At 59.3% G+C, this 18,593-nt stretch carries 17 protein-coding genes; 5 read left to right on the top strand and 12 right to left on the bottom strand.

What is annotated here, in order from left to right; all coding sequences use genetic code 11:
- Window positions 1–24: 24 nt before the first annotated feature.
- The 3 genes from F2P67_RS18190 to coxB form a co-directional block, all read right to left on the bottom strand.
- Entirely contained in the window at window positions 25–576 is a 552-nt protein-coding gene (locus tag F2P67_RS18190; RefSeq protein WP_166222203.1) for a cytochrome c oxidase assembly protein, read from the bottom strand.
- 129 nt (window positions 577–705) lie between these two features.
- A complete protein-coding gene (gene ctaD / locus F2P67_RS18195) occupies window positions 706–2,292 on the bottom strand; it encodes a cytochrome c oxidase subunit I (RefSeq protein WP_166222205.1) in 1,587 nt (528 codons plus the stop codon).
- Window positions 2,293–2,374: 82 nt separating this feature from the next.
- The gene (coxB, locus tag F2P67_RS18200) at window positions 2,375–3,505 is read right to left on the bottom strand and encodes a cytochrome c oxidase subunit II (protein WP_166222207.1); all 1,131 of its coding nucleotides are present in this window, start codon (window positions 3,503–3,505) and stop codon (window positions 2,375–2,377) included.
- 371 nt (window positions 3,506–3,876) lie between these two features.
- On the opposite strand from coxB, the gene F2P67_RS18205 reads away from it, so the two are divergent.
- On the top strand, window positions 3,877–4,509 hold the full coding sequence (locus tag F2P67_RS18205; RefSeq protein ID WP_166222209.1) for a hypothetical protein: 633 nt from the start codon (window positions 3,877–3,879) through the stop codon (window positions 4,507–4,509).
- Between the two features lie 138 nt (window positions 4,510–4,647).
- Here the strand turns inward: F2P67_RS18205 and F2P67_RS18210 are convergent, their stop codons facing one another.
- From F2P67_RS18210 to F2P67_RS18220, 3 genes are all read right to left on the bottom strand, one after another.
- Window positions 4,648–6,174, bottom strand: a complete 1,527-nt coding sequence (locus F2P67_RS18210) for a SulP family inorganic anion transporter (protein ID WP_166222211.1) — start codon at window positions 6,172–6,174, stop codon at window positions 4,648–4,650.
- Between the two features lie 90 nt (window positions 6,175–6,264).
- Window positions 6,265–6,993, bottom strand: coding sequence for a carbonic anhydrase (locus tag F2P67_RS18215; RefSeq protein ID WP_064116616.1), 729 nt, complete (start codon window positions 6,991–6,993; stop codon window positions 6,265–6,267).
- A gap of 237 nt (window positions 6,994–7,230) precedes the next feature.
- Window positions 7,231–8,289, bottom strand: a complete 1,059-nt coding sequence (locus F2P67_RS18220) for a PA0069 family radical SAM protein (protein WP_166222213.1) — start codon at window positions 8,287–8,289, stop codon at window positions 7,231–7,233.
- 234 nt (window positions 8,290–8,523) lie between these two features.
- Here F2P67_RS18220 and F2P67_RS18225 point away from each other — a divergent pair, with 234 nt between their 5' ends.
- Window positions 8,524–8,826 carry a hypothetical protein gene (locus F2P67_RS18225; protein WP_166222215.1) on the top strand — a complete coding sequence of 101 codons (303 nt, stop codon included), beginning with the start codon at window positions 8,524–8,526 and terminating at the stop codon, window positions 8,824–8,826.
- A 90-nt stretch (window positions 8,827–8,916) separates the two neighbouring features.
- On the opposite strand, the gene F2P67_RS18230 is transcribed toward F2P67_RS18225, so the two are convergent.
- From F2P67_RS18230 to F2P67_RS18240, 3 genes are read right to left on the bottom strand one after another with little or no spacing between them, the layout of a single operon-like run.
- Entirely contained in the window at window positions 8,917–10,197 is a 1,281-nt protein-coding gene (locus tag F2P67_RS18230; RefSeq protein ID WP_166222216.1) for a c-type cytochrome, read from the bottom strand.
- Window positions 10,198–10,209: 12 nt separating this feature from the next.
- Entirely contained in the window at window positions 10,210–11,994 is a 1,785-nt protein-coding gene (locus tag F2P67_RS18235; protein ID WP_166222218.1) for a GMC family oxidoreductase, read from the bottom strand.
- A gap of 2 nt (window positions 11,995–11,996) precedes the next feature.
- Window positions 11,997–12,743, bottom strand: a complete 747-nt coding sequence (locus F2P67_RS18240) for a gluconate 2-dehydrogenase subunit 3 family protein (protein WP_166222220.1) — start codon at window positions 12,741–12,743, stop codon at window positions 11,997–11,999.
- A gap of 306 nt (window positions 12,744–13,049) precedes the next feature.
- Between F2P67_RS18240 and F2P67_RS18245 the strand changes: the two genes are divergently transcribed.
- Window positions 13,050–13,694: a dual specificity protein phosphatase family protein gene (locus tag F2P67_RS18245; protein WP_166222222.1), complete on the top strand. Its 645-nt coding sequence runs from the start codon at window positions 13,050–13,052 to the stop codon at window positions 13,692–13,694.
- A gap of 46 nt (window positions 13,695–13,740) precedes the next feature.
- Here the strand turns inward: F2P67_RS18245 and F2P67_RS18250 are convergent, their stop codons facing one another.
- Together F2P67_RS18250 and prlC are read right to left on the bottom strand one after the other, a co-directional pair.
- Window positions 13,741–14,025, bottom strand: coding sequence for a YheV family putative zinc ribbon protein (locus F2P67_RS18250; protein WP_166222224.1), 285 nt, complete (start codon window positions 14,023–14,025; stop codon window positions 13,741–13,743).
- Window positions 14,022–16,073, bottom strand: coding sequence for an oligopeptidase A (gene prlC, locus F2P67_RS18255; RefSeq protein ID WP_166222226.1), 2,052 nt, complete (start codon window positions 16,071–16,073; stop codon window positions 14,022–14,024). Before prlC ends, F2P67_RS18250 begins: the two co-directional genes overlap by 4 nt.
- Window positions 16,074–16,161: 88 nt before the next feature.
- Between prlC and F2P67_RS18260 the strand changes: the two genes are divergently transcribed.
- Entirely contained in the window at window positions 16,162–16,707 is a 546-nt protein-coding gene (locus F2P67_RS18260; protein WP_166222228.1) for a gamma carbonic anhydrase family protein, read from the top strand.
- A gap of 28 nt (window positions 16,708–16,735) precedes the next feature.
- The gene (locus F2P67_RS18265) at window positions 16,736–17,386 is read left to right on the top strand and encodes an HAD family hydrolase (protein WP_166222230.1); all 651 of its coding nucleotides are present in this window, start codon (window positions 16,736–16,738) and stop codon (window positions 17,384–17,386) included.
- A 93-nt stretch (window positions 17,387–17,479) separates the two neighbouring features.
- Here F2P67_RS18265 and F2P67_RS18270 read toward each other — a convergent pair whose 3' ends face one another.
- A complete protein-coding gene (locus F2P67_RS18270) occupies window positions 17,480–18,562 on the bottom strand; it encodes an aminopeptidase (protein WP_166222232.1) in 1,083 nt (360 codons plus the stop codon).
- Between the last annotated feature and the right edge of the window lie 31 nt (window positions 18,563–18,593).

Genomic DNA, 18,593 nt, shown 5'->3' on the forward strand with positions numbered 1-18,593 from the left:
GATTGTTCTCCTTATCGGGCACGCTCAACCGCCGGTGTTTGCAGCCACCGGAGGATGTCGGGCGGTGATATCGAACAGCGTGTAGGACAGCGTCAGGTGCTTCACATCCTTGGGCATGTCACGGTCAACAATGAAGCGCACCGGCATCTCGATCTGCTGACCGGGCTGCAGCACCTGTTGGGTAAAGCAAAAGCATTCGGTCTTGTGGAAATACGCCGCCGCGTTGCTCGGCGCGATGCTCGGCACCGCTTGCGCGCTCATCGGTTTGTCGGTGGGGTTGCGCGCGATGAAGATCATCTCGTTGACCGCGCCGGGGTTGGCGGTCAGTTCGTCATGCTTGGGGTAGAACTCCCACGGCATGTCGATGTTGTTGGTCGACAGAAACTGCACCCGCACCTGCCGCGACTCGTCCACCACCTGCTCGCCTTCGTACTGGCCGGCCGTCTTGCCGTTGATGCCGAAGGCCTTGCACATCACGTCGTAGATCGGCACCAGAGCAAAACCGAAAACGAACATCGCCACGACGACTCCGAGCAGGCGGGTGACCAGTTTTTTCAGCGAGATCGAGTCAGCCATGATTTTCAGCCTCAGCCGAGATCCCCTGTGGGAGCGGGCTCGCTCGCGAATGCAATTCATCATTCAACACATGAGTTGAATGATTTGACGCATTCGGGAGCAAGCCCCCTCCCACAAAGGCAAGGCGTTTCATTTCACTTCCGGCGGTGTGGTGAAGGTGTGATACGGCGCCGGTGATGGCACGCTCCACTCCAGGCCTTCGGCGCCATCCCACGGTTTGGCCGGTGCTGGCGGGCCGCCGCGAATGGTCTTGACCACGATGAACAGGAAGAAGATCTGCGTGGCGCCGAACATGAATGCGCCAATCGAGGAGACCATGTTGAAGTCGGCGAACTGCAGGTTGTAGTCCGGAATCCGCCGTGGCATCCCCGCCAGCCCGACGAAGTGCATCGGGAAGAAGGTCAGGTTCATGCCGACGAACGACAGCCAGAAGTGCAGCTTGCCGAGGGTTTCGTCGTACATGTGCCCGGTCCATTTCGGCAGCCAGTAATACGCCGATGCGAAGATCCCGAAGATCGCCCCCGGCACCAGCACGTAGTGAAAGTGCGCGACCACGAAGTAGGTGTCCTGGTACTGGAAGTCCGCCGGGGCGATGGCCAGCATCAGCCCGGAGAAGCCGCCAATCGAAAACAGAATCACGAACGCCACGGCAAACAGCATTGGCGTCTCGAAGGTCATTGAGCCTTGCCACATGGTGCTGGCCCAGTTGAACACCTTCACCCCGGTCGGCACCGCGATGAGCATCGTCGCGTACATGAAGAACAACTCGCCCACCAACGGAATGCCGACCACGAACATGTGGTGCGCCCAGACGATGAACGACAGGAACGCGATGCTCGCGGTGGCGTAGACCATCGAGGTGTAACCAAACAGCGGCTTGCGGGCGAAGGTCGGGATGATCTGGCTGACGGCACCGAAGGCCGGCAGGATCATGATGTACACCTCGGGATGCCCGAAGAACCAGAACACATGCTGGAACAGCACCGGGTCACCGCCACCGGCAGCGCTGAAGAAACTGGTGCCGAAGTGGATGTCCATCAACATCATCGTCACGCACCCGGCGAGCACCGGCATCACCGCGATCAACAGAAACGCGGTGATCAGCCAGGTCCAGACGAACAGCGGCATTTTCATCAGCGTCATGCCGGGGGCGCGCAGGTTGAGGATGGTCGCGATCACGTTGATCGCGCCCATGATCGAGCTGATGCCCATCAAGTGGATGGCGAAGATGAAGAACGTCACGCTTTCCGGCGCGTACGTTGTCGACAGCGGCGCATAGAACGTCCAGCCGAAGTTCGGCCCGCCACCGGGGGTGAACAGGGTCGAGACCAGCAACAGGAATGCCGCCGGCAACAGCCAGAAACTGAAGTTGTTCATGCGCGGCAGGGCCATGTCCGGCGCGCCGATCATCAACGGGATCATCCAGTTGGCGAGGCCGACGAACGCCGGCATCACCGCCCCGAAGACCATCACCAGGCCATGCATGGTGGTCATCTGGTTGAAGAACGCCGGCTCGACGATTTGCAGACCGGGCTGGAACAGCTCGGCGCGGATCACCATGGCGAACGAGCCGCCGAGCAGGAACATGCAGAACGCGAACCACAGGTACAGCGTGCCGATGTCCTTGTGGTTGGTGGTCAGCACCCAGCGCATCAGGCCTTTGGCGGGGCCGTGGGCGTGGTCGGCGTGACCGTGGTCATCGATGACAGCGCTCATGGCCGGTCTCCTTCAAGTGAGTGGACTTGGCAGGCCGGGGCGCCTTGCCCCGACCGGTTCACGCAGTACGCAATAGACCGGCTCATTTGCTTTCCGCCTGTTTCAGCTCCAGCACTTCTTTTGGCGTGACCATGTCGCCCTTGTTGTTGCCCCAGGCGTTACGTTCGTAAGTCACGACCGCTGCGATATCGACTTCCGACAGTTGCTTGCCGAACGCCGCCATGGCGGTGCCGGGCTTGCCGAAATACACGCGATGCAGGTGATCGGCTTTCGAGCCTTTCATGATCAGTTCCGAGCCCTTGAGCGCCGGGAACATTGGCGGCAGGCCCTGACCTTCGGCCTGGTGACAGGCGACGCAGGTGGTGTGATAGATCTTGTCGCCGCGTTCCTTGAGCTCATCGAGCGTCCATTCCTTGCTGGTCAGCTCTTTGAGTTGCACGGCTTCGGCTTTACGGTCGGCGAGCCACTTGTCGTAATCGGCCTTCTCCTTGACGTCGACCACGATCGGCATGAAGCCGTGATCCTTGCCGCATAGTTCGGCGCACTGGCCTCGGTAAATGCCGGGCTTGTCGATGCGCGTCCAGGCTTCGTTGACGAAACCGGGGATCGCATCGCGCTTGACCGCGAACGCAGGCACCCACCAGGAGTGGATGACGTCAGCGGAGGTGACGAGGAAGCGCACTTTGGCGCCGACCGGCAACACCAGCGGCTTGTCGACTTCGAGCAAGTAATGCTCGCCCTTGGCTTCCTTGTTGTGGATCTGCTCGGCGGGGGTGGCCAGGTTGCTGAAGAACTCGACGTCCTGGCCCAGGTATTTGTAATGCCACTTCCATTGATAGCCGGTGACCTGGATATCGATGTCCGGCTCGCTGGTGTCGTACATGCGAATCAGCGTGGCGGTCGCGGGGACGGCCATTGCCACCAGAATCAGCAGCGGGACGACGGTCCAGAGGATTTCGACGGTGGTGCTTTCGTGGAATTTTGCGGCGACCTGCCCGGTAGAACGGCGGTGCACCATCATCGACCAGAACATGGCGCCGAAGACGATGATCCCGATCACCACACAGATCCAGAAAATGGTCATGTGCAGGTCGAATACTGCGTGACTGATTTCAGTCGCTCCAGGCGCCATATTCACAGTCCAGGCGGCATTGGCCTGGCTGAAAATCGACCACAACAGGAGGCCCATCCAGACATGTGGATGTCGCATCATTGCGGGTTCCCCTTATCGTTCTTGTTATCCCGTAGGCGCAACGCCTTCGGCAAGGGAGCGGCTGCATCAGACTACGAACTTGAATCGCCGGGCCTTGCTGCGTGGGCAGTCGGGCGTCATCAGCTAACTCCATTCATTGGCGAGTATAGACAGCGACTGAAAAATGCAACGGCGATGACGTAAATGATCTGAAACAGTGGGTACTTGCGTTCAAGGGCACGAATGGAGAAGGATGCAGACGAGTGGTGGCAAATCGATATAACGCAGGTGCATCAAGGATGAAATAATTATGACAAATGCGTCTTAGCATTTTTCGTAAGCCAGCTAAGTTATGTCTTCCCTATTTCATTGCCTTGTTTCCTGGAGTTTTCATGAACACCGCCGCATTGCGCGAGCAGATCCAAAAAGCCCGACAACACGAAAACGAAACCGGACGGCTGACCCGTCAGCTGGAAGAACAACTGCCTCACCTGCACCCGTCGATCCAATTACCGGAGACGGATGCCAAGGCTGTATTGACGCGCTTTGTCGAAGCCTACATCGATGAAGTACCTGACCTGCTGGACGCAGCCAATGAAGTCGCCAGGGAAGCGGGAATCGAGTCACAGATCAAACCGGTGCTGAAAATCGCCGAGCAGTATTTCCTTCAGCCTCCCGTGGGCCTGGAGCATCTGCTGGACGAAGCCTATCTGGCGCACCGCTTTGTCGAAGAGGTCAACGACCTGTACATCAAGCATTTCGGCCAGCCACTGATCCCCCTGGACATGACGGTCGCCAATCTGATTGCTCACCAGTTGCTCGGTGAGGAATTTGCCAATCAACTGGATGAAGTCGTGCACCACGCGGTGGACAACATGCTCGACGATGACAGCTTTGCGCTGGAGTCGGTGGAAGCCTACCGCGAGAAACTCAGCAGCCCGGACACCGGCGCGGCGTGGAAACGCTGGCCGTGCATGGGCCGCCGATTGGGTGTGGGTCTGGAGCTGGATCAGCCCGCGGCCTGATTCAAAGCCCTGCACAAATCCCAATGTGGGAGGGGGCTTGCTCCCGAAGGCGGTGCATCAGTCACTGTTAATGTCGACTGACACGCCGTCTTCGGGAGCAAGCCCCCTCCCACAGGGTTTATTTACACCGTGGGTTATTTACCCGGCCGCACCAATGCCGACATTTGTGCGAACCCGTCCCTCAAGCCTGCGTTTCAACCCTCGCGACTCGATCAACAGCTTTGAACCCTTCGCCGCATTCGCCCGGCCCCATTCCTCCAGCAATTCCAGACACGAATGGTCGATGTAACTCAGGTTATTGAGCGGTACATGCACCGTCGTGCCTTCGGGAATCGTGTTCAACACTTGGGTCAGCGCCGGCACCTTGAGGAACGTTGCCGCCCCGACCAGACGTAATTCCATCTCGCCGTCCTGCGGCAGATCGATCAGGCTGATCTTCAAGCGCGAGGCCTTGAACGCCAGTTTCACCAGGGTCAGGCCAAAACCGATCAGCACGCCGGTCAGCAGATCCGTGAAGATGATCGCCAGCGCCGTCGCCGCGTAGGTGAACATCGGCATCCGCCCGTAACGGCTCAGACCCCGGAAGGCTTTCAGGTCGACCAGTTTGAAACCGGTGTAGACCAGCACCCCGGCCAGGCTCGCCACCGGAATGCTTTGCAGCACGCTCGACAGCAACAACACGAACGCCAGCAGCCACAGGCCATGGAAGATCGTCGAATAACGCGTGGTCGCACCAGCCTGAACGTTGGCCGAGCTGCGCACGATCACCCCGGTCATCGGCAGTGCGCCGACCAGACCGCAAAGCATGTTGCCGACACCTTGCGCCGACAGTTCACGGTCGAAGTCCGAGCGTACGCCGCTGTGCATGCGGTCCACTGCAGCGGCGGACAGCAGGGTTTCGGCGCTGGCGATGAAGGCCACGGCGAACGCGGCGATCAGCAGCGTCGGATCGGCCAGGCTGAGCAGATCTGCCGGTTTCAACCAATCGATGGCTTCCGCCAGATTCGCCGGCACCTCGACGCGCTTGACCTGCAACGCCAGCAGCAGACTGGCGGCTGTTGCCAGCCCGACCCCGAGCAGCGCGCCCGGAATGAAGCGCAGCGAGTGCGGGCGGAATTTTTCCCACAGCCACATCACGGCGATGGTTGCGAGCCCGAGCAACCCGGCCTGCCAGCCAAAGGACGGCAACGCCTGCGCCACCGCGCCCGGAAATGCCGTCAGATTGTCCAGACCAGAGGGTTTCGGCGCGGCATCGAGCATCACATGCACCTGTGACAGCACGATCAATACGCCAATCCCGGCAAGCATCCCGTAGACCACCGCTGGCGCCGTCACCCGAAACCAGCAACCCAGCTTCAAGCGTCCGGCCACCAGTTGCAGAAAACCCGCCAGCAGCAGAATCGGCCCAAGCATCTCAATGCCGTGCTGACGCACCAGTTCGAACACCAACACTGCCAGTCCCGCCGCCGGCCCACTGACCTGCAACGGCGAACCTGCCAGCCATCCCACTACCAGACCGCCAATGATCCCGGTGATCAAGCCTTTGGCCGGCGGCAACCCAGACGCAATTGCAATGCCCATGCACAACGGCAGGGCGACCAGAAACACAACCACCGAAGCCAGCAGCTCCCGAGGCAACACCGCTTTCAATTGAGCCGCACGCATGGCGAGTCTCCCGAAGTTTTCTTCAGGCGTGGCGAAGCCTGACCGCTGAATCAGCGGCCGGCGTCAAACCACACAGGTTTTTAGGAGGATTTAGAAGCGCGCTTTGGGCGTCGCCACCGGAATCGGATGGCTGCCATCGAGCGGCAGGAAACGTCCCTGATCCGCGTCGTAAGCTTTGATTTCGCTGGTTTCGATGTTGTAGACCCAGCCATGGATGAACAGATGACCGTTCGCCATGCGCGAGGCTACCGAGGGATGGGTACGCAAGTGCTGCAATTGGGCGATGACGTTTTCCTCGGTGAGGATCGGCATGCTTTCTTTTTCGTCGGCGCAGTGACAGTTGTCATGCACCATGGTTTTCGCCACTTCGGCGTGGCGCAGCCAAGCTTTGACCGTGGGCATTTTTTCCAGGCTGTCCGGGTTGAGCACCGCACGCATGGCGCCGCAATCGGAATGGCCGCAGATGATGATGTGCTGCACGCCCAGCGCCAGTACCGCGTATTCGATGGCGGTGGAAACGCCGCCGTTCATCTGGCCGTAGGGCGGAACAACGTTGCCGACATTACGGGTCACGAACAGATCGCCCGGGGAGCTCTGGGTGATCAGTTCGGGAACGATGCGCGAGTCGGCGCAGGTGATGAACATCGCCTTTGGCGCCTGGGCCGTGGCGAGTTTTTTGAAGAGTTCTTCCTGTTGCGGAAAAACCTCATGATGAAAATGCAAAAAGCCGTCTACGATCTGTCGCAGCGCTGCATCGGCGGATTCCGCTTCTGGGGTTTGCGCCGACGCAGCCAACGGCTGTTTATCCTTGTCACTCATGATTCATCCTCTTTGGCGGATTCAGGGAGTCTTCCCCGGTATTCCGGTATGAAGCCAGTGGCTGTTTAAAACATCCGGGTCATCCCGACCCGTCAGTCACTCGATGAACAAGGTAGCCGCCGAAACTTAACTCAAACTGAATCAAACGCTCTAGAACGTGTGTTCCAGGTCACAAAAAACGTGACTGGGTAATTCCGGCGGAAGGTTTCCAACCCCTCAACCATAGGCCAATTGTCGCTAAATCAACGACATCTGGCGACCCGGCGGACAGAAGGCGGTGCAATCGAGGTTGTGGCCCTCACGGTGATTGAGCCCCAGGCGCTTGATGGCTTTGGCGAAGCGTTGCGCGAGCAAGTCGGCGAACACTCCTTCGCCGCGCATGCGGGCGCCGAAACGGCTGTCGTAGAGTTCACCGCCACGGCTCTGGCGGATCAGGCTCAGCACGTGCGCGGCACGTTGTGGATAGTGCGCCTGCAGCCATCCTTCGAACAGCGGTGCCACTTCCAGCGGCAGGCGCAGCATCATGTACGCGGCACTTTGTGCGCCGGCAGCGTGGGCCTCGTTGAGCAGGTTTTCGATTTCGCTATCGTTGATCATCGGAATCATCGGCGAACACAGCACCCCCACCGGAATTCCCGCTTCGCGCATCACCCGGATCGCCCGTAACCGGGCCTTTGGTGCGGCGGCGCGGGGTTCGAGGATGCGTTTGAGTTCGTCATCCAGCGTGGTCAGGCTGATCATCACCGCCACCAGCCGTTGCTGCGCCAGCTCTGTGAGCAGGTCGAGGTCTCGCAGAATCAGTGAACCCTTGGTGACGATGGTCACCGGATGCCGGTAGCGCAACAGCACCTCGAGGGTCTGGCGGGTGATTCTGTATTCACGCTCGATGGGTTGGTACGGGTCGGTGTTCGAGCCGAGGTTGATCGGTGCGCATTGATAGCCTTTTTTCCCGAGCTGTTCTTCCAGCACCTGCGCAGCGTTGGTCTTGGCAATCAGCTTTGTTTCGAAATCCAGCCCCGGCGACATGTCCCAATAGGCGTGGCTGGGCCGCGCGTAACAATAGATGCAGCCATGTTCACAGCCGCGATAAGGGTTGATCGAACGATCAAAGGGCAGGTCCGGTGAGGTGTTGCGGGTGATGATGGTCTTCGCGGTTTCGAACATCACCTCGGTGTTCTGCGTTTCGGGAACCTCCTGGTACCAGCCGTCATCTTCGGCCACTGAGTGATTGGGGGCGAAGCGGTTGTGCGGATTGGTCGCGGTGCCGCGGCCGCGGGGTGGCAGGGGAGTGGACATCGCTGGATCCCTTTGTCTGTATATCCATACAGTAATCGTAAAAGCGGACGACAGCCACTACCGCTGGGCTGCCGAATATGGGACAGGAACATATAAAAATGGCGATGAAACTTAATAAATTTGTCGTATGCAAATCAATGAAACATGTATCGATTGGTTATTTCAGTTGTTGATTTGTAATATCCACTTCCGCTGAATATTTAATGTTTTCACACACACAAAAAGGATTTTGATATGTCGTTCTTTAACTCCCGTGGTGTCTTTCTACAACTTATGCAACCCAGCCATTCGGAACCCAATACACAAGTTTCCATGCAGCTGGCACGCAAGGAAGAAAACTGGGACGAGCAGTCCGAGTCGGTTGTTGAAAGTCTGGTAGATTCGATGATGGTTACCGCAATCTCCAAGGATGGCGGTAATACTTTCAGCATTGGTCGCCTTGGGCAAGACGTTGATGGTGATGGCGTCATTGGTGATGAAGATAAAACAAAACTGGCGGCGCTCGCCAAAGCGTATGCAAACATTGTTAACCCATAATAAGAGTTACTTTCTTATACAGGTTTAAATAAAACACTCTGCTTGATTGCTCAAGCAGGGCGTTTTGTTTTTACTCTGGTTTACAGCGGATCAGCGAGTATGAATGGATGCTTCGCTCAAATCACCTATGCGCAACTTTGCCACGTCATCGGCATTTACGGACGAGCCCTTGTTGCCCCAGCTCCCACGAATAAAACTCACCACATCCGCCACCTCCTGATCCGACAAACGCCAGGCGAATCCCGGCATGGTGAAAGTTGAAGGCGCCGCATGCGTTGCGGGCAGGGTGCCGCCCTTCAGCACGATGTGGATCAACGAAGTCGGGTCTTCCGATTGCAGCACCGGATTACCCGCCAGCGCCGGGAAAACTCGCGTGTAACCGTGGCCATCGGTGCGGTGGCACGCCGCGCAGTTATCGATGTACACCGACGCACCGCGCTGACTGTCGTCACCGTTCCACAAGGCTTTTGCCGCTTTCTCGTCGTATTGGTGCGGTTGATCGTTCGGATCAGTGGCCGGCAGCGATTTGAGGTAGCGGGCAATCGCGGTCAGGTCGGCATCGGTCATGTACTGCATGCTGTGGGTGACCACGTCGCTCATGCCGCCGAACACGGCGCTGCGGTCGCTGCGCCCGGTCTTGAGGAACTGGACAAGTTGCTCTTCGCTCCAGCTGCCGAGGCCATCCTTGTGGTCGCCGCGCAGGCTTTTGGCGATCCAGCCTTCCAGCGGCGCACTACCGGCCAGAAAAGTACTGCCATCGGCCGCGCTCAGGGATTTTTCCTGCATGGTCAGCGCACGTGGCGTATGGCAGGCGCCGCAATGTCCGAGGCCTTCGACGAGATAGGCCCCACGACTGACGACGGCATCGTCCGACGTGGCTTTGTAGTCCTCGACCTTCGGCGCAAACATCCAGCGCCAGCCCATCAGCGGCCAGCGCATGCTCAAAGGCCACGGGATGTCGCTGGCCTTGTTCTCCTGCGCGACCGGTGCAACGCCCTGCATGAAATAGGCGTACAGCGCCTGCATGTCGGTTTCGCTGACTCGGGCGTAGGACGGATACGGCATCGCCGGGTACAACGTACTGCCGTTTTTGGCGACGCCATGGCGCACGGCCTGATCGAAGTCTGCGAAGCTGTAATCACCGACGCCGGTTTTATCGGGAGTGATGTTGGTCGAGTAGATCGTGCCGATCGGGGTTTCCATCGGCAGACCGCCGGCGAACGGCTTGCCGTCCTTGGCCGTGTGACAAGCCACGCAGTCACCGGCACGGGCGAGGTATTCGCCTTGTTTGATCAAGGATTGATCAACTTCAGTCGCGTGGATCGAGGCGCTGCCAAGCAGCGCCAACGTCGCGATAACGAGAGTCTTCATGGTCATCGCTCCTTAAACCTGAACCAGCGGGCCGGGGTTTTTCAGGTATTGCTCGCGGATCGCTTTCGCCGACCAGTAGGTCAGCGCAGCCACCAGTCCGGTCGGGTTGTAACCCAGGCCTTGCGGGAATGCCGAGGCGCCCGGGACGAACACGTTGTGCACGTCCCAGCTCTGCAGGTAGCGGTTCAGCGCGCTGGTCTTCGGATCGGTGCCCATGATCGCGCCACCGTTGAGGTGGGTGGTCTGGTACGACGCGGTGTTGAAGTGGTCGCCGACTTTCTTGCCGATCACGGCGATGGCTTTCGGGCCCATGGCCTCGGCGATCTTGCCCATTTTCTCGACCATGAAGCGGTTCATCTTGATGTCGTTTTCCTGCCAGTCGAACGTCATCCGCAGCAGCGGCATGCCGTAGGCATCGCGGTACACCGGGTCGAGATCGAGGTAGTTGCCACGGTAGGACTGATGCGCGCCGTGGGCGTCCATCGACACCTGATGGGTGTAGTAATCGGCGGTCGCGCGTTTCCACGCACTGCCCCAGGCCGGGGTGCCCGGCGGGTTGGAGGTGCCGGCGATCGGTCGGCTGCCGGCCTGGTTGACCCACATCGGCGAGCCACCGACGAAACCGTGAGGCCCGTGGTCGAAGTTGTCGGCGTTGAAGTCATCGACCGCCACGCCGTTGCCGCCGGCGCCGATGAAGTTGTTGGTGTGGGTGTCTTTGTCGAAGAACGCCTTGATCGTGGCCATGTTCTGGTAGGCGAAGTTGCGCCCGACCACGCCTTCACCGCTGATCGGGTCATACGGTTTGCCGATGCCGGAGAGCAGCATCAGGCGCACGTTGTGCAACTGGAACGCGCCGAGGATCACCAGATCCGCCGGTTGCTCGATCTCGCGACCCTGACCGTCGATGTAAGTGACGCCGGTGGCTTTGCTTTTTGTGCTGTCGAGGTTGACCCGCAGCACGTGGGAATTGGGCCGCAACTCGAAATTCGGCAGCGGCTTGAGCGCCGGCAGAATGTTCACGTTCGGCGACGCCTTGGAATACATGTAGCAAACGTAACCACTGCAGAACCCGCAGAAGTTGCACGGCCCCATCTGCGCGCCGTAAGGATTGGTGTACGGCCCGGAAGTATTTGCCGAAGGCAGGTTGTAGGGTTTGTAACCGACCTCTGTAGCCGCTTTGCCGAACAGCTGTGCGGACACGGTGTTCTTCTGCGCTTGCAGCGGGAACGGGTTGGAGCGATCCGCCGCGTAAGGGTTGCCGCCCTTGCCTTGGCCAACCAGTTGGCCTTTCACGGTCCAGGCCTGGCCCGAGGTACCGAAGACCTTTTCGGCGAAATCGAAAAACGGCTCCAGCTCTTCATAGCTGACGCCGAAGTCCTGGATGGTCATGTCCTTGGGGATGAAGCTCTTGCCGTAACGCTCTTCGTAATGGCTGCGCATGCGCAACTCGATCGGATCGACGCGAAAATGCACACCCGACCAGTGCAGGCCGGCACCGCCAACCCCGTTACCCGGCAGGAACGCGCCCAACTGACGGTTCGGCAACGCGATGTCGTTGACGCTATGGCGAATGGTGACGGTTTCTTTCGAGATGTCCTGAAAGAGTTTTTTGCGCACGCTGTAGGTGAGTTCGTCGATCACCTGCGGATAGTTTCCGTCGGGGTAGGTGTCTTGCATCGGCCCGCGCTCCAGCGCCAGCACATTGAGGCCGGCCTCGGTCAGCTCCTTGGCCATGATTGCGCCGGTCCAGCCGAAACCGACGATGACCGCGTCCACCTTCTTCATTATCGTTGCCATGCTTACGCCCTCTCGCCGCGAATCGAAACTGCCGGGAAGGGGTATTGCTCGTTGCGTTCCACCCAATCCATGAAATCGGCGCGGGCGCCGGGGAAGCCGATCATGGTCCAGCCGACCATGCCTTTATTGCCGCCATGGATCGGGTCGCAGAAGAAACCCTCCTTGGTGTTTTGCAGCAGCAGATTGAAGAAAATCTTCGCCGGAACGGCATCGAATTGCGCTTTGCCGGCTTCGAGTTGCTTGAGAAAATCGTCTCGGGTAGCGCTGTCTTGCTCGGCAAATGTTTTACCGTTGATGGATTTTGCCCACTGATCCGTGGCGGCGATGCCGAGGCGATAGATTTCTTTTGGCACCAGTTTGCTTTGCCAGCCCATCTCGGCTGCGGCGTCGGCGTTGAACGGGCCTTGCATGTACCACAGGGCACCGGCGGCGTACGGGGTGTTCATCTGGCGGTCGATGTATTCCGGCACGCCGGCTTCGAGCGCGCCCGGGCCTTGGGCATCGTTGGGGATCAATTGCGCGACGGCGGCGTTGATGAACGCCCACTCTTCGGCCGTGAAGTAGCTCGGCTGGTAAGGGCTGGCATCAGTGCGCACCGCGTGTGGCGCAGGCGCGGTGGGTGCAGCTTCAGGCGCGGCGTGCAGCACGCTGCTGCCCAGACTTGTGCCGGCCAGGGTGACCACGGGAATCAGGGTCAGGGATTTGCGCAAAAACTCACGCCGCGGGTTGTCTCGATCTTCATCAGACATGGGGGATGCACCTCATCAGGCATTAGGGGTTCAGCCGTTTCTGCGAGCGGCTTGAGCGAATTCTTGTCGAGACGGCGCCGGTCTGACCCGGAAAAACAGGACACGTCTGCAACATCATGTGACAAATGGTAGCAGGCTAAGCTTCGGGATGAACCGATTCAGCGGAAAAAAGACCGGTTTCCCGAGCCGCAATCGATGAAACAACGCGGATTCACGATTCTTTGACAACCGGCTCACGGGGCTTTGACTGGCCAGGCACGAAGCTGCGTACCTCTCAATAAATAATCCCGACACGGTCAACCCAGCATGTCCCGAGTGCGTCTTTTCCCTGCCCTGTGTTTGTCGCTTGTTGTCTTGTTGCACTTGATCCCGGCTCAGGCTGACGCGGCAATCACCGCTCGCCCCAGCGAATGGGCGCAACCGGTTGAAGTGCAATACAACCTGTTCCAGATGTCGCCGACGCTCTACCGCAGTGCCTTGCCCGACGACGGCGCCGTGCCGTTGCTGAAGAATCTGAAGGTGGCCACGGTGATCAACTTCCTGCCGGAAGCCGACAGCAACTGGCTGTCCGAGCCGGGCATCCACCAGGTGCAGTTGCCGTACCGCACCAACCATGTCGACGACAGCGATGTGCTCAAGACGTTGCGCGCGATTCAGGCTGCTGAAGCCGAGGGCCGGGTGCTGATGCATTGCAAGCACGGCTCGGATCGCACCGGTCTGATGGCGGCGATGTATCGCGTAGTCGTGCAGGGCTGGAGCAAGGAAGATGCGTTGAGTGAGATGACGCAGGGCGGTTTTGGCGACAGTACTCACTTCAAGGACGGTATTCGCTACATGATGCAGGCGGATGTCGACAAGTTGCGTACAGCGTTGGCCAACGGCGATTGCAGCACCAGCGCGTTCGCCACCTGCTCGATGAAGAGCTGGTTTCAGTCGGTCAATTTGAAGTGAGGGCTACCCTCCACGGCATTGCGCCGTGGAGGGTAGAAATCGCCACTCAGTCTTCGGATTTTTTCTTCAGTTTCGGATTCGGGAAGAACTGCACGGCTTGCACGGTCTTGTCCGGCGCTGGTTTGAGCGCGCTGGTGTTGACCCGCGTGCCCAGCTCCTTGGGAACCGACAGCCCTTGCTCGTTGAGCGTGTCGGAGTAACCGCAGGCCACACACTCACGGTGTGGAACACTGTCTTCGTTCCACATCATCAGCTTGTCCGGTTCGCTGCACGCCGGGCAGACCGCCCCGGCGATAAAGCGTTTCTTGGTAATCACAGGCCCCTCACTCATGCTGCCGCGTCCTCACTCAGGCCGCTGTGGCGCAACAGTGCGTCAATCGACGGCTCACGGCCACGGAAGTCGACGAACAGCACCATCGGCGCCTGCGAACCGCCGCGTGCCAGGATCGCTTCACGGAAGGCGCGACCGGTTTCAGCGTTGAGCACACCGTCCTCTTCGAACTTCGAGAAGGCATCGGCCGAGAGCACTTCTGCCCACTTGTAGCTGTAGTACCCCGCCGCGTAACCGCCAGCGAAGATGTGCGCGAAGCTGTTCGGGAAGCGGTTGTAGGCCGGCGGACGCATGACCGAAACCTCGTCACGCACGCCTTCCAATACCTGCGCAACGCTGCGACCGTCGCCGTGGGTAGCGTGCAGTTCGAAGTCGAACAGCGAGAACTCCAGCTGACGGACCATCATCAGGCCGGACTGGAAGTTCTTCGCCGCGAGCATTTTTTCCAGCAGGTCTTGCGGCAGTGGCTCGCGGCTTTCGTAATGGCCGGAGATCAACGCGAGGCCTTCCGGCTCCCAGCACCAGTTCTCCATGAACTGGCTCGGCAACTCGACCGCATCCCACGCCACGCCGTTGATGCCCGACACGCCGGCATGTTCGACGCGAGTCAGCAGGTGATGCAGGCCATGGCCGAATTCGTGGAACAGCGTGGTCACTTCATCGTGGGTCAGCAGCGCAGGCTTGCCGCTGTCGGCCGGGGTGAAGTTGCACACCAGATTGGCGACAGGGCTTTGCAGCACGCCATCGATAGTGCGGCGACGGTCACGGGCACCGTCCATCCAGGCACCGCCACGCTTGTTGGCGCGAGCGTAGAGGTCGAAGAAGAAGCGGCCGACGTGCTGGCCGTTTTCCTTGATCTCGAACAGGCGAACATCCGGGTGCCAGGTGTCGAAGCCTTTCTGCTCGGCGATTTCGATGCCGTACAGACGCTGAACGATGGCGAACAGGCCGCCCAGCACTTTGTCGATCGGGAAGTAAGCGCGCAGGGTTTCCTGAGCGACGCTGTAGCGTTGTTCACGCAGCTTTTCACCGTAGAAACCGCTGTCCCAGCTTTGCAGGTCAGCGCAGCCCTGTTCGGCGGCGTAGGCGCGCAGCTGTTGCAGATCCTGCGCGGCGAACGGTTTGCTGCGCTTGGCCAGATCGCGCAGGAAGCTCAGTACCTGATCGCTGGATTCAGCCATTTTGGTCGCGAGGCTCAGCTCGGAGAAACTGGCAAAACCCAATAGCCTGGCCAGTTCCTGACGCAGGTCGAGGATTTCTTCCATCACCGGGCCGTTGTCGTTCTGGCCTGCATTCGGGCCTTGATCCGAGGCGCGGGTGCAGTAGGCGGCGTAGACTTCCTCGCGCAGCGCACGGTCTTGCGCGTAGGTCATCACGGCGTAGTAGCTCGGGAATTCCAGGGTGATCAGCCAGCCATCAAGGCCTTTGGCCTGCGCGGCAGCGGCCATTTGCGCCTTGGCCGAATCGGTCAGGCCGGTGAGGGCGGCTTCATCGGTAATGTGTTTGGTCCACGCCTGAGTGGCGTCGAGCAGTTGATTGGAGAAACGGCTGCCCAGCTCGGACAGTTTGCTCTGCACTTCGGCGTAGCGCTTCTGTTCGGCTTCCGGCAGGTCGATACCCGACAGGCGGAAATCACGCAGGGCGTGTTCCAGAATAGTCTTTTGCGCCACATCGAAACCGGCTGCTTCGGGGCTGTTAGCCAGCGCTTCATAGGCCTGGAACAGCTCACGGTTCTGGCCCATCTCGGTGGAGTAAGCGCTCAAGGCTGGCAGGCACGACTCGTAGGCTTCGCGCAGTTCGGCACTGTTGCACACGGCGTTGAGGTGGCTAACCGGGCTCCAGGCAGCACCGAGGCGATCATTGAGCTCATCCATCGCCAACACCAGGCCGGCCCAGGTCGGATTCTGGCCTTGGGTCTTGAGGATTTCGGCGATGGCGGCGCGGTTGTCGGCCAGGATGGTTTCGATGGCTGGCAGGACGTGTTCGGCACGGATCGTGGAGAACGGTGGCAGGTCGTAGGACTGCAGCAGAGGGTTGTTCACGCTCACGGTTGGCACCTTGGCTGGGGAAACATTGCCCCATCTTAATTACAATCGACACTCACCGCAGCTATCGGCGACAGAGAGAGAACTTATCGTGTCCGTTCGCAAGTACCAGAATCACACTCCCAGCCTGAGCAAAGGCGCGTTTGTCGACGCCTCGGCGGTGGTGATCGGCGACGTCGAAATCGGCGAAGACAGCTCCGTCTGGCCGCTGACGGTGATCCGTGGCGACATGCACCGCATCCGCATCGGCGCGCGTACCAGCGTGCAGGATGGCTGCGTGTTGCACATTACTCATGCTGGCCCGTTCAACCCGGATGGCTTCCCGCTGCTGATCGGCGATGACGTGACCATCGCCCACAAAGTCATGCTGCATGGTTGCAGCGTCGGCAACCGTGTGTTGATCGGCATGGGCAGCATCGTCATGGACGGCGCGGTGGTCGAGGATGACGTGATCATCGGTGCGGGCAGCCTGGTGCCGCCGGGCAAGCGCCTGCAAAGCGGCTTCCTCTATGTCGGTAGCCCGGTGAAACAGATCCGCCCACTGACCGACAAGGAAAACGCCTTCTTCACCTACAGCGCGGCGAACTACGTGAAGCTCAAGGATCTGCATTTGGCCGAAGGCTACGACCAGATCTGAATCGTCTTACACCTGCTCAGGATTTCTCATGCATTACCAGACCGTACTGTTCGACCTCGATGGCACTCTGACCGACCCGCGTGAGGGCATTACCCGTTCTATCCAGTTCGCCCTCGGCAAACTCGGCATCGACGAGCCGGACCTGACCAGGCTTGAACACTTCATCGGCCCGCCGTTGTTGCAGGCGTTCATGCAGTTTTATGGTTTCGATGAGGCCAAAGCCTGGGAAGCGGTGAATTTCTATCGCGAGCGCTTCAAGGTCACCGGCCTGTACGAGAACCGTGTGTTCGATGGCGTCACACCGTTGCTGGAAACCCTGAGCGGGCAGGGGCGGCAATTGTATATCGCGACATCGAAACCCTGGGTGTTCGCTCGTGAGATTGCCCGGCACTTCGACTTTGCCAAACACTTCAAGGTGATTTACGGCAGTGAACTGGATGGCACGCGGACCAACAAAGTCGAGCTGATTGCGCATCTGATGAAGGAGGAGGGGCTGGATCCGGCCAATACTTTGATGATCGGCGATCGCAAGCATGACCTGATCGGGGCGCGCAGCAATGGGTTGGATGCGGCGGCGGTTGGTTATGGATTTGGCAGTTTTGAAGAGTTGAATGCCGAAGCGCCGGCTTATCACTTCGAGACTTTGGCTGAGTTGCACCAGGCATTTTTGCAGCGCTGATTATTACGCTATCGCGAGCAGGCTCACTCTTACATTTGGAACGTATTCCCCTGTAGGAGTGAGCCTGCTCGCGATGACGTCCTCCCAACCAACTCAACGGTCTGGATCCGCCAATATTTTCAAAGCCGCTTTACGCTCAGTTCCCGGCAACTCCCCCAACCTCTCCACCTCGGCATAAAACCGCACCCAGTCCCCGCCAACCTGCCTGAACAACGCCGCAAACGCCGGCACCCACTGGTCATACAGTCCAAACGGCAACAACCGTGCGTTATTCAGCGGCGCATTCACCCAGGCGTCATAACGCTTGTCCCCGGCCCACTGACTGTCCCGCATCAGCCGATAGTCCCGGCGGAACTGCTCGAAGGCTGCTGCTTTGCTCTCGCGCATCTGTTCCACGGGCAACGGCTGCGCATACAACGTTTCCAGTCGTGAACGTATGTCGAGCACCAACTCGATGAATTGATCGCGCTGCTTGAACTTTGAATCGTTATCTGCCGGCAATCCGCGAAACGCCCGCCACTGCCGCGTACCTTCCTGCTCGACAAATGTGGCAAAGGATTCGTTGAACTCGGTGTCGTCCTTCACATAAAAACGCTGATGGGCCAGCTCATGAAAGATCAGCGTGGCCAGTCGCTCATCGCCCCAGCCCATCATCGAATTGAGAATCGGGTCGTTGAACCAGCCCAGCGTCGAATAAGCCTCGACGCCACCAATCGACACGTCCATGCCCTGCAAACGCTGGATCGCCGCTTCGCCCCGCGCCGCGCTCTGGTTGTAGTAGCCGCGATAGGCCACGCATCCCGCAATCGGAAAGCAATGGTTCTGCGGGGTCAGGGAAAACTCTGCGGTGGCGAACACGTTCCACACCACAAATGGCCGGCCGATGTCGGCGTACAGGCGATAGCTCTGGTTGTCCGGCAGGTGCAGATGCTCGCTGGCGAAGACGCGGGCCTTCTGCGACTGGGCCAGGTGCGCGCGCAATGACGCGTCGCGGCTCGGGTCGGCAATGACCTTTTCCACCGGCTCACGTGCCCGCAACAGCTGCCACTGACCACTTGCCAACTGGCTGTAGTAGCTGACGCTGGTACAACCGTTGAGCAGCAAAAGCATCACACCCGGAAACAAAATCCGAAAAACGCGATCAAGTAACCCATGGCTTGGAAGCGGCCTGATCAAAATAAGAAATCCCCCGGAAAGTCTGCCCGCA

This window comes from Pseudomonas atagonensis, from assembly GCF_011369485.1.
Taxonomy (GTDB): Bacteria; Pseudomonadota; Gammaproteobacteria; order Pseudomonadales; family Pseudomonadaceae; genus Aquipseudomonas; species Aquipseudomonas atagonensis.

Coding starts and splice junctions, on each gene's coding strand:
- F2P67_RS18215 (WP_064116616.1), bottom strand. CDS start 6,993: ATGAGTGACAAGGATAAACAGCCGTTGGCTGCGTCGGCGCAAACCCCA.
- ctaD (WP_166222205.1), bottom strand. CDS start 2,292: ATGAGCGCTGTCATCGATGACCACGGTCACGCCGACCACGCCCACGGC.
- F2P67_RS18210 (WP_166222211.1), bottom strand. CDS start 6,174: ATGCGTGCGGCTCAATTGAAAGCGGTGTTGCCTCGGGAGCTGCTGGCT.
- F2P67_RS18230 (WP_166222216.1), bottom strand. CDS start 10,197: ATGAAGACTCTCGTTATCGCGACGTTGGCGCTGCTTGGCAGCGCCTCG.
- F2P67_RS18240 (WP_166222220.1), bottom strand. CDS start 12,743: ATGTCTGATGAAGATCGAGACAACCCGCGGCGTGAGTTTTTGCGCAAA.
- F2P67_RS18245 (WP_166222222.1), top strand. CDS start 13,050: ATGTCCCGAGTGCGTCTTTTCCCTGCCCTGTGTTTGTCGCTTGTTGTC.
- F2P67_RS18205 (WP_166222209.1), top strand. CDS start 3,877: ATGAACACCGCCGCATTGCGCGAGCAGATCCAAAAAGCCCGACAACAC.
- F2P67_RS18265 (WP_166222230.1), top strand. CDS start 16,736: ATGCATTACCAGACCGTACTGTTCGACCTCGATGGCACTCTGACCGAC.
- F2P67_RS18220 (WP_166222213.1), bottom strand. CDS start 8,289: ATGTCCACTCCCCTGCCACCCCGCGGCCGCGGCACCGCGACCAATCCG.
- F2P67_RS18225 (WP_166222215.1), top strand. CDS start 8,524: ATGTCGTTCTTTAACTCCCGTGGTGTCTTTCTACAACTTATGCAACCC.
- F2P67_RS18190 (WP_166222203.1), bottom strand. CDS start 576: ATGGCTGACTCGATCTCGCTGAAAAAACTGGTCACCCGCCTGCTCGGA.
- F2P67_RS18250 (WP_166222224.1), bottom strand. CDS start 14,025: ATGAGTGAGGGGCCTGTGATTACCAAGAAACGCTTTATCGCCGGGGCG.
- F2P67_RS18235 (WP_166222218.1), bottom strand. CDS start 11,994: ATGGCAACGATAATGAAGAAGGTGGACGCGGTCATCGTCGGTTTCGGC.
- coxB (WP_166222207.1), bottom strand. CDS start 3,505: ATGATGCGACATCCACATGTCTGGATGGGCCTCCTGTTGTGGTCGATT.